At 36.4% G+C, this 9,270-nt stretch carries 9 protein-coding genes; all 9 read left to right on the forward strand.

Translation table 11 applies throughout. The features are described from left to right. A partial coding sequence (locus AXF17_RS05555) for an NUDIX hydrolase (RefSeq protein WP_157682629.1) occupies positions 1 to 787 on the forward strand: 787 nt, incomplete at its 5' end. A gap of 37 nt (positions 788 to 824) precedes the next feature. Next, a complete protein-coding gene (locus tag AXF17_RS05560; RefSeq protein ID WP_094234169.1) occupies positions 825 to 2,318 on the forward strand; it encodes a gliding motility protein in 1,494 nt (497 codons plus the stop codon). After that, positions 2,318 to 3,445, forward strand: a complete 1,128-nt coding sequence (locus AXF17_RS05565) for an Mbeg1-like protein (protein ID WP_094234170.1) — start codon at positions 2,318 to 2,320, stop codon at positions 3,443 to 3,445. The genes AXF17_RS05560 and AXF17_RS05565 overlap by 1 nt, the downstream gene beginning before the upstream one ends. Positions 3,446 to 3,580: 135 nt before the next feature. Further along, the gene (locus tag AXF17_RS05570; RefSeq protein ID WP_094234171.1) at positions 3,581 to 4,696 is read left to right on the forward strand and encodes a tetratricopeptide repeat protein; all 1,116 of its coding nucleotides are present in this window, start codon (positions 3,581 to 3,583) and stop codon (positions 4,694 to 4,696) included. A 538-nt stretch (positions 4,697 to 5,234) separates the two neighbouring features. After that, positions 5,235 to 5,408, forward strand: coding sequence for a hypothetical protein (locus AXF17_RS09290; RefSeq protein ID WP_207651537.1), 174 nt, complete (start codon positions 5,235 to 5,237; stop codon positions 5,406 to 5,408). A gap of 55 nt (positions 5,409 to 5,463) precedes the next feature. Beyond that, positions 5,464 to 5,979, forward strand: coding sequence for an imm68 putative immunity domain-containing protein (locus tag AXF17_RS05580; RefSeq protein WP_094234173.1), 516 nt, complete (start codon positions 5,464 to 5,466; stop codon positions 5,977 to 5,979). A gap of 38 nt (positions 5,980 to 6,017) precedes the next feature. Then, positions 6,018 to 6,446: a hypothetical protein gene (locus AXF17_RS05585; protein ID WP_094234174.1), complete on the forward strand. Its 429-nt coding sequence runs from the start codon at positions 6,018 to 6,020 to the stop codon at positions 6,444 to 6,446. A gap of 435 nt (positions 6,447 to 6,881) precedes the next feature. Next, complete coding sequence (locus AXF17_RS05595) at positions 6,882 to 8,159, forward strand: O-acetylhomoserine aminocarboxypropyltransferase/cysteine synthase family protein (RefSeq protein WP_094234176.1); 1,278 nt, start codon at positions 6,882 to 6,884, stop codon at positions 8,157 to 8,159. A 281-nt stretch (positions 8,160 to 8,440) separates the two neighbouring features. Continuing rightward, positions 8,441 to 8,641 carry a hypothetical protein gene (locus AXF17_RS05600; protein ID WP_094234177.1) on the forward strand — a complete coding sequence of 67 codons (201 nt, stop codon included), beginning with the start codon at positions 8,441 to 8,443 and terminating at the stop codon, positions 8,639 to 8,641. Positions 8,642 to 9,270 lie beyond the last annotated feature (629 nt).

The following is a 9,270-nucleotide window of genomic DNA, read 5'->3' on the forward strand; positions in this document are numbered from 1 at the left end:
GTTAAAGCTTCTACTGATTAAAAGGTCACAATTCCCATATAAAGGCGTATGGGCACTTCCTGGTGGATTTCTCAAACCTGGAGAAACTATCGAGGAAACTGCTAAGCGCGAGCTTTTCGAGGAGACTGGAGTAGAGAATCCTTTTTTGCACCTAGCAGGAGTTTATGCGGAAGAAGGAAGAGATCCGAGAGGATGGATTATTTCGAACAGTTTTATCTCTCTAATTAATGCGGAAAACTGCGCGCTTAGGGCAGATACTGATGCATGGGATGCCGCTTGGTTCTGTGTAAAGCTTCAGAGTGAGATTATTTCAGTTAATAATTCATCAAGTGCAGCGCAGGTTGTTAAGCACACGCTAACCTTGTCATTTGACAGTTCTGCTTCCGATAGCAATATAAACGGTGATGAGAATATTGAAATCAAAGCGGTTGTATCAGAGAAATCGACTAGAAAAGGTCATAATCAAATATCTAGCTATCAGATATTAGACAGTGGTGCGATTGCATTCGATCATGCCAAAATTATCGTTCGTTCACTACTCGAGCTCAGAGAGATGATGGAGTATGATCTTAGAATTGCGTTTGATTTATTACCAGAGTCATTTACGCTAGCACAGCTACAGAGTACGATTGAAAAGGTTACGGATAAGAAGTTGCTGTCAGCAAACTTCAGAAGGAAGGTAGCAGATTACGTGGAAGAAACAGGTGAGGTAATTGAGGGATATGGACATAGACCAGCGATGCTGTTCCGCGTAAAGAGTGCAGAAAATAAAATAGCTGCTGGATAAATTACATAATTATATGAATTAATAGAAGGAGATATACATGATAACGAAGGCTGGAGAAATTTACTGCGTTTACAATAAATTTCTCAAAAAATATACTGCTTGCCAAGTAACAAAGATAGATGACAGTGGTAAAAATCCGCAGGCTGTAATATTGTCACTTGACTGGTTCGGTGACAAACTACCCAAACTTGATGAGTTTGCTGCGGTGAGACCGCTTTATATAGATTACATGTACTGGAATAGATCTTTATATTTGAAAAAGGTAGATATCAGTGTTCCGCCAAATTATGTTTACATTGGCAATCTCACACCTCTTAATAACGATGATACAGACATTTATGGCAGCTGGAGTAATGGTCATGAAGTACATAATCAGTTTATATGGGAAAAAATTCCAAAAGATCAACGAGATACTTTTAAGAAGGCAAATCTAAGCGATGAATTTGTGGAATTTGAGGGTAAAAGAAGAAGGATACGAACTCATAACGAAAATGATAAGTGGCATGATTTTGATGATGCATTACATCTCAGGGTGTTTCCTTGCCTTTCATCTCTGACTGTAACAAAATGGCATAAGAACTTATTTGAATATTTAAATGCTAATCCTTTTATTAGAGAATTTATAATTGAAAATCATGGTAAATCGAAACTCGATTTCTCAAAAACTTCTATTCATAGGCTTTCAGTTGATATGACAGGACTTGATGAACTAGTACTGAATAAAGATTTAAACATGCTATCATTAACCGGACAAGTAAAAGAGTGCTGCAAGATAAAGGCGCATGATGGCGGTAAGTATTTGATTTTAAACTGCGAAGGAACAGTTCCTAAACTAGACGGTTTAGAGGAACTAAATGCACTCCATGTGACAGCAGTAACAAAACTTGATGTTGATGCTATTGCTACAGTATATCCGAAGCTTAAGGAACTAAGACTGTGGGGTAAACCTGGTAAGATAATAAATTTTGGAAAACTGTCAAAATTTAGCGAATTAGAAGTCCTAACAACTATGGATGTCTTCGGGTTTACAGCCCGTGAGGTTCCAAGACCAGATGATTTAAAAAAACTATACAGATTATGGATGGATAGCCTTCCAGAAGATGCTGCCAAGGAAGTAAAAAAACTATACAAAAAACGCAAAGATGTCGGACTCGACCTATGGATAACTAAACCGAGAAAAGAAGAATGGCTCGCGCAGAATCTCGATAATCCTTTTCGCTCATGGGATGGGGACGAAAATATACCACAAGGCATGGCAAAGAAAGCGGCCACGATATATAGAAAGACTAGGTCAGCTATGGTTAAACTAATAGCAGATCCAGATAATGACTTAATAAAGGAAATAGAGACTTTAGTGAGAGAGTATACCGTGGGCTTTAACAAGATGGATAAAAGAAAAAATTTTATCTATACCACCGAAAGGGATGAAATATTCCAGGCACTAGAGAAAATTTTAAACCTGATACCTGATGAATTATCTGTTAACAGGGATGAACTTATAAATGTATTCGATGAAATAAAGGAGTTCTAATGGTTTTACTAGATTACTTAAAATGGCGAAATGATGTAAGCCTCAAAGTTGCACCATTTAACGATATAGATAACGTCATATTATCATGTCTGGCGTATATAGATTTCGGTGAGTTTTTTAATAATTCTAATGATTATTATACCATTGAGGAAATTTTTGAGATCTTTTGCAAAAATCACTCGCTAGATGAGATTAGGGAGAGCAAGCAGTTCACGGAGCGAGTAGCATTGCTGTTAGAAGAGATGGTACAAGCTGACCGCTTCAAAGGGACGAAAATTGTGTACTATGCAGAAGATCTCGATAAGGAGAAAGTAAAGCAATTTGCAGCGATTACATTCGTACTTCCTGATGGAACGAACTACATTTCTTTTAGAGGAACTGACAGCACCATTACAGGCTGGAAAGAAGACTTCCTAATGACTTTTATGGCAGATACAGAAGGTGCAAAGGAAGCTGTGAAATATATTAATGAAGTATCGAGACTCCTCGAAGGTAATCTGATAGTAGGCGGTCACTCGAAAGGGGGAAATTTTGCTATGTTTGCTTCCGCGTTTTGCGACAAAGCGGTTCAAGAGCGTATCAGCCGTGTATATAACAACGATGGTCCTGGATTTAGAGACGAAGTAATTGAGTCCATTGAATATCAGGCTATCGTACAGAAGATTTGTACAATTGTTCCTCAAACCTCGATGATTGGACAACTGCTTGCAAATGAAAGCGAACAGAAAGTCATCGAGAGCGATGCAATTGGTCTGTATCAGCATGACGCTATGACATGGAAAGTGACAAAGGATAGTTTTATCAATGCGGAACTGGATGCATTCGGAAACTTTGTGGATGTAGCACTTGGTTCATGGCTAGAGAAGATTGACGATGAAACGAGATTATCTGTTGTATCTACTGTATTTTCAATGATTGAGGAGACAGAAGCGGAGACGTTTTATGAGTTTAGCGATAGTCTTTTCAAGAATACAGGGATTATTATAAAGGGGTTGGTTAAGTTGCCAAAAGAAAAAAGGACAGAGCTCATGAATGCTTTAGGAAGCTTGGTTAAGGTTAGCAGCAAAACAGCTTTAAACAGTATATCAAGACCAACAGAAAAACTTCGAATAGTAAAGGAAAAATAATCTATACTAATGTTATTAGACAACTGCTCAATAAATGGAAAGCTGGGTATATCATGTCAGGCTTTTTTGATAGAATTAACTTATGTCTATAGATAGACTTGTGTTTTTACGTAGAAACCTATAGGATTGACACACATGATGCAGGAAATAAGAGCGTACTGGATACAGTTAAAAGCAGAATATGAAAATCGATATGAAGAATCTTTTTTAGAGTATTTTGAAAGATCAAAATACTATCTTGAACAGATGAAAGGGTATCTAATCTCTAAATTAAAGGAGAGTCCCCCTGATGTAGATGCAGTATGCACATTGGCTTCTGTCAAATTAGAACTCAGAGAAGCTGAAGCTGAATATATTAAATTGCTGGAGGATTTTCTAGATAGATTTCCAAATGAGATAGATGATAAGCAAGTTGCGAGGATTTATACCAACATTGCTTTCGTTGAGGATTACTCAAGAAGAGCGTTAGATTATTTGACAAGGGCTAAGGAGTTAAATTCACCTTTTGTCGAGACCTATACAGCCCTCGGCCTCTATTATTTCTCCGAATATGAATTTTCTAAAGATAAAAAGAATATCATAACTAGCAATGAATTTTTTAAATATGCAAGAGAACTTGAAGATAGTTATGAATCTAATATTAACTATGGAGCATCTCTTTATGAGCTTGAGGAATATCAAGAGGCTAAAGAGATCTTTGAGGAACTATTTACGATATACCCAAATAGAATGTGGTTAAGGCTTTGTATAGCTTATTGTGATGTTGCTCTCGGTAAAAAAGCTGATGCGATATCGTATCTAGAAAAGATAAATATTGGATCAGATGATAATTATGATTTGAATACAGATGATATTACGGAATACCAGGTGTTTGATGGGTATTATGCGCTAGAAGAATATGATAAATTCTTGAGCTACTGCACTGAGGAAGTAGATAACGAGTATTATACAGTTGATTGGGAACACTTGTATTATGTACTGTGGATAAGCGGTAAAAGAGATAGATTTTTAAGACTTGAAGAAAAGAATCGAAAATATCTTGAGGGTGCAATCGCTGATGCCATCGCAGATACAGAGTATGATAGTGAAAAAGAAAAGCAGGAGACTATCGAAAGCTGGGAGGAAGATAAACGAGAGTTTGAAGAAATGATATCCCGCATAAAAGACAAGCAACTGAGACCGGAAATGGAACTTAAATTGTATCCAGAATATTCTTGTTATATGGTAGACTGTGTAAGACATAAATTTTAAATATCACGAGGAATTGATATGAAATATACGATTGAGACAATGGATAATGAACTATGCAACTTGGAAAGCAATGATGAGAAAGAACGTAAAATAGCCTCAATTTATTTTATGAGAGCTGCATGCAAAGAGCTTGCTTGAGACACAAAAGCATCCCAAGGTGCTGCAGGCTGTAGCATCGTTCTTTTGGATATATGAAGAAGCATTTGTATGGGATATTTTCATAAAAGTATTAGAGAAGAAAAGAGATAAACTTACGTTGTCCCATATTAAGATTGCTATCAGGCAGTGTTATAGTTCTTCGCAAAACAATCAAATAAAAAAATATATATCTGAACAGCAGAGAGAAGAGCTCATAGCTATTTTGAAAGAAAAAAATATTTTACAAAAGGAAATAAGTTTGTTAGAAAATATGTAAAATGGAAGTATCGTAATGCTTACTCCCATTTTATGTGGTGCACTCCTACGCTGTATGTCTGAGGAATATCCGGATGGTGAATTTCCTGAGGGTGAAGAAATCTCAGAAGATGACTAATCGACTTTGATAGATGGAGGCAAATATTCTCTAACAAGCGTTGCTATGTGTATAATTGAACTTGATATTTTGATGAACCATCAACAGGTTTTGGCTGACTATTACAAGAGAGTCGATATTCTTGGTGCGGTAAAATATGCAAGAGAGATGAAAAGTTTATATAAGGCAGTCTTTAGTTAAATTAAGATAATTCACTTACTGATAGACTTTTAGTGGATTCACAAGGAGAAGAAAAATGTATATAGAAAAATACTGGGGAGAGTATATTGGAGGATCTGATGACAGCTTGAGCCTTGTGGCATTTTTGGAAGATCAGAAGAAAGAAGAGATTTCGCTTAGCGAAATATTTGATAAGATAGGTTTAGATAAGCTGAACTGGAACTTTCGACAGACCGTAGAATACCTAGGCTTTACTCACTCTAATGGTGTGGAAACAGACTTTCATTTTGCCATAGATGCCATAGTAGATCTTGCTGCAATCTTGCTTGAGTGCAAGGTAAACAAAGTTGTAAATCTTCATGACCTTGACGAGTACGACGCATCGTCGCGTAATATACGCATTATTGCAACAACAGAGGAATTCAATGCTATGGATAAGGCTTTGCTTGATTTTTCTAAAAATCCACTCGAATATGATCTAGGTGAGATGATAGGTGAAGATGATACCAAAGATATGGCTAAGCAGGTTGAAGCATTGAGAAAAGAACTCTATAAAATATCTACATCAGAGATGCTTACCGAAAGAAAATAAGGATTATAAAATTTGAATTTGATGGGAGGTTAGTAAATGTGAATAAAAGAAATTTGAAAATAAGCTCTATTGAAATTATGGCGGTCTTAGGAACTTTAATTTGGTTAGCAACGATTTTTCTAAGAAAATACTATTTGATAAACTCGATTATACCTATATTTTGCGTTATGCCTAATTTTGGAGGAGCATGGATTGCCACGGCTATGCTAAAACAAGCTTTTAGTCCTGTATTCAGTGAGAATAAAGTCCTAAATATCGAGTTTTCTAAAAAAGTACTATTATATATATGTATAGTTGTTATATTCATGTCTTTTATTAATGAATTATTACCATTTACTAATACCAGTGCAGGATTTGATTTATATGATATACTTGCTACAGTATTAGCAGAGATTGTAGTTTTCAGTATACCTGTTATTTTAAAAGAAAAGACATTAATCGAGTATCGCCAATTTCGGAAAGATTGAAAAACTTATGAAGACATCGATAAAGGAGCTGTTAAGGGACAATTTAATATGGATATGTATTTTAGGGGTCGGATTATTATTTGCGGGACAGCTTATTTCAAGTTTCACAGGTTCGTTTCCTATTCCGAATTATTTCGACTTGAATTGTCAAGTCGAGATAGATAAAAACTTCTACAATTCAACATATTATATCTTGCACAACATGTTGCGGTTTAAATAAACAGCGCATAATTTAAACTTGCAATAAGGAGTATAACAAAGATGAATAAAAAGTAGATAATATAATAATTGGTTTTGGGAAAGGTGGAAAGATACTGGTTAACTATCTTGGAAATATAAGTAATTAATGTCATTTAATTAACTACTCATCAAGTATCTTGCAATTCACGAATAAACGCTATATAGTTAATTGGATACAAAAAGGAGGGGCTTTTTATGAAAAATTACAAAACAAGCACGATATGCGTGCAAGGGGGATACGAGCCAAAGAACGGGGAATCGAGGATAGTTCCAATCGTACAGTCGACGACTTTTAAGTATGAATCATCAGAACAGATGGGAAATCTATTCGACTTAAAAGAGCCAGGATACTTCTACACCAGACTTTCTAACCCAACTAATGACGCAGTAGCAAACAAGATTTGCCAGCTAGAGGGTGGTGTTGCAGCTATACTTACATCATCTGGTCAGGCTGCAAATTTCTATGCGATGCTGAACATTGCAAGTGCAGGAGATCACATTATTTCTAGCTCGGCTATATATGGTGGAACATACAATCTTATTGCTCATACGATGAAACAGATGGGGATAGAGTCTACATTTGTTGAGCCGGACATTTCACCTGATGAGTTAGAGAAAAAGTTCCAGCCTAACACTAAACTAGTATTCGGTGAAACTTTATCAAATCCTTCACTGAGTGTACTAGATATTGAAAAGTTTGCTAATGCTGCACATAAGCATGGTGTACCACTAATCGTAGATAATACATTTCCTACACCAATTTTCTGTAAACCTTTCGAATGGGGTGTTGATATCGTTACACATTCAACCACAAAATATATGAATGGCACCGCTAACTCAGTTGGTGGAGCAGTTGTAGATTCAGGTAACTTCGACTGGACTAAGCATAGCGATAAGTTCCCAGGTATAACAACACCTGACGAGACATATCACGGCACTGTTTATACAGAGAGCTTTGGCAAGGCTGCATATATTGTAAAGATGACAACCAACCTAATGCGTGACCTCGGATCTATTCCGTCACCTCAGAATGCTTTCTATCTAGGAATTGGGCTTGAAACGCTACATCTAAGAATGGAAAGACACTTCCAGAATGCACTTGCTCTCGCTAAGCACCTTGAGAATCATCCTAAGGTAGCTTGGGTTTCGTTCTCCGGACTTGAAAACGATAGCCAGCATGAGCTCGCACAGAAATATCTTCCAAACGGATCTTGTGGAGTTATCTCATTTGGAGTAAAAGGTGGCAGGGAGGCTGCAGTTAAGTTCATGGATTCGCTAAAGCTCGCAGCGATAGTTACACACGTAGCCGATTCAAGAACTTGTGTACTTCATCCTGCATCTACTACTCATAGACAGATGAATGATGAAGAGCTAACAGCGGCTGGAATCTCTCAAGATTTAGTTAGAATATCAGTAGGTATTGAGGATATCGATGATATAATTGCTGATGTTGATCAGGCACTTGAGAAATAATTAAATATATAGAATTCTCTAAAAAGAGTTGCTCATAACCGAAGGTTTACCGAGGTTTAGCGACTCCTTTTTAGTTTTGAGGTATCATAATGATTACTGATTATATAAAAGTTTGTCGATTTATAGAGACATTTCATTTGTTATAAATTCTTGTTTACACGGGTTCGTTAATTGATATCACCATTCTGTTATATGGGTCATTTCAATATATGATACAATCAGAAGGATTGAAGTAATAATTAATGGTTCTATAATTTTGTTGTACTCATAGGAGGTGTAAGATGGCGAAAGAAATATCTATGCTTTTCATGATTATATTGCAATTCGCTCTTGGAACTGCGGGGCTCATGGAACTTGTATGGCATCTGTCTGGTCGTGATTCAACGATGAATCCGTATATGAGTGGAATATCTGCATTAGTATTTTATACACTAGGGATAAGAAGTATTTTGATGTTTGTAAAGAGAATGAACAATAACTAAATAGGATATCCAAAGTTGAACAAGTTATTATATGACACTTTTTCATAAAAAAATGTGTCGGTAAAATATATTATACGAGGTGACAAACTATTCAAAGTCAAGTGAATTTTAGAAAATAATTTATGGCATTCTAAATGAGCCACCGATTGGGAGGCTTTTAGGAAAAACACTGGTTGCCACTACTCAATCAGCAAAATTTTGAAGAGTCAAAATCGATGTCATTCTTCTCAAGATGATATATGACACGAATAAGTTTCTTATAGTGGGCTTTATTGCAGTTGGCATTGAGCAAAAAGCAGGGTATTATGAATGTGAGTTCTGTCATCACAGATACGTACCGACCTATAGAGAGACTAACTATTAAAAGTCAAGCCTGAATCGAAGAAACTCGTTCAGATAGATTAGTACCTTGAAGACTGCATGACAAACAGAGCATCCGTTAGGGTGCTCGTACAGAAAAGTGAAAGAGACTTATTTAAGAGATTCGATAAGATTCTCTAGACATCTGAAGGCTGTAGATTACGCGGACAAGTTTCTTACATGCGTGTGAAATTGCGACATAGTAGTGCTTGCCTTCAGCTCGTTTCTTGGCCAAATAAGCCTTAAAGATTGGATCCCACATACAAACG

Origin of the sequence: Mogibacterium pumilum, from assembly GCF_002243385.1 — a bacterium.
Classification (GTDB): domain Bacteria; phylum Bacillota; class Clostridia; order Peptostreptococcales; family Anaerovoracaceae; genus Mogibacterium; species Mogibacterium pumilum.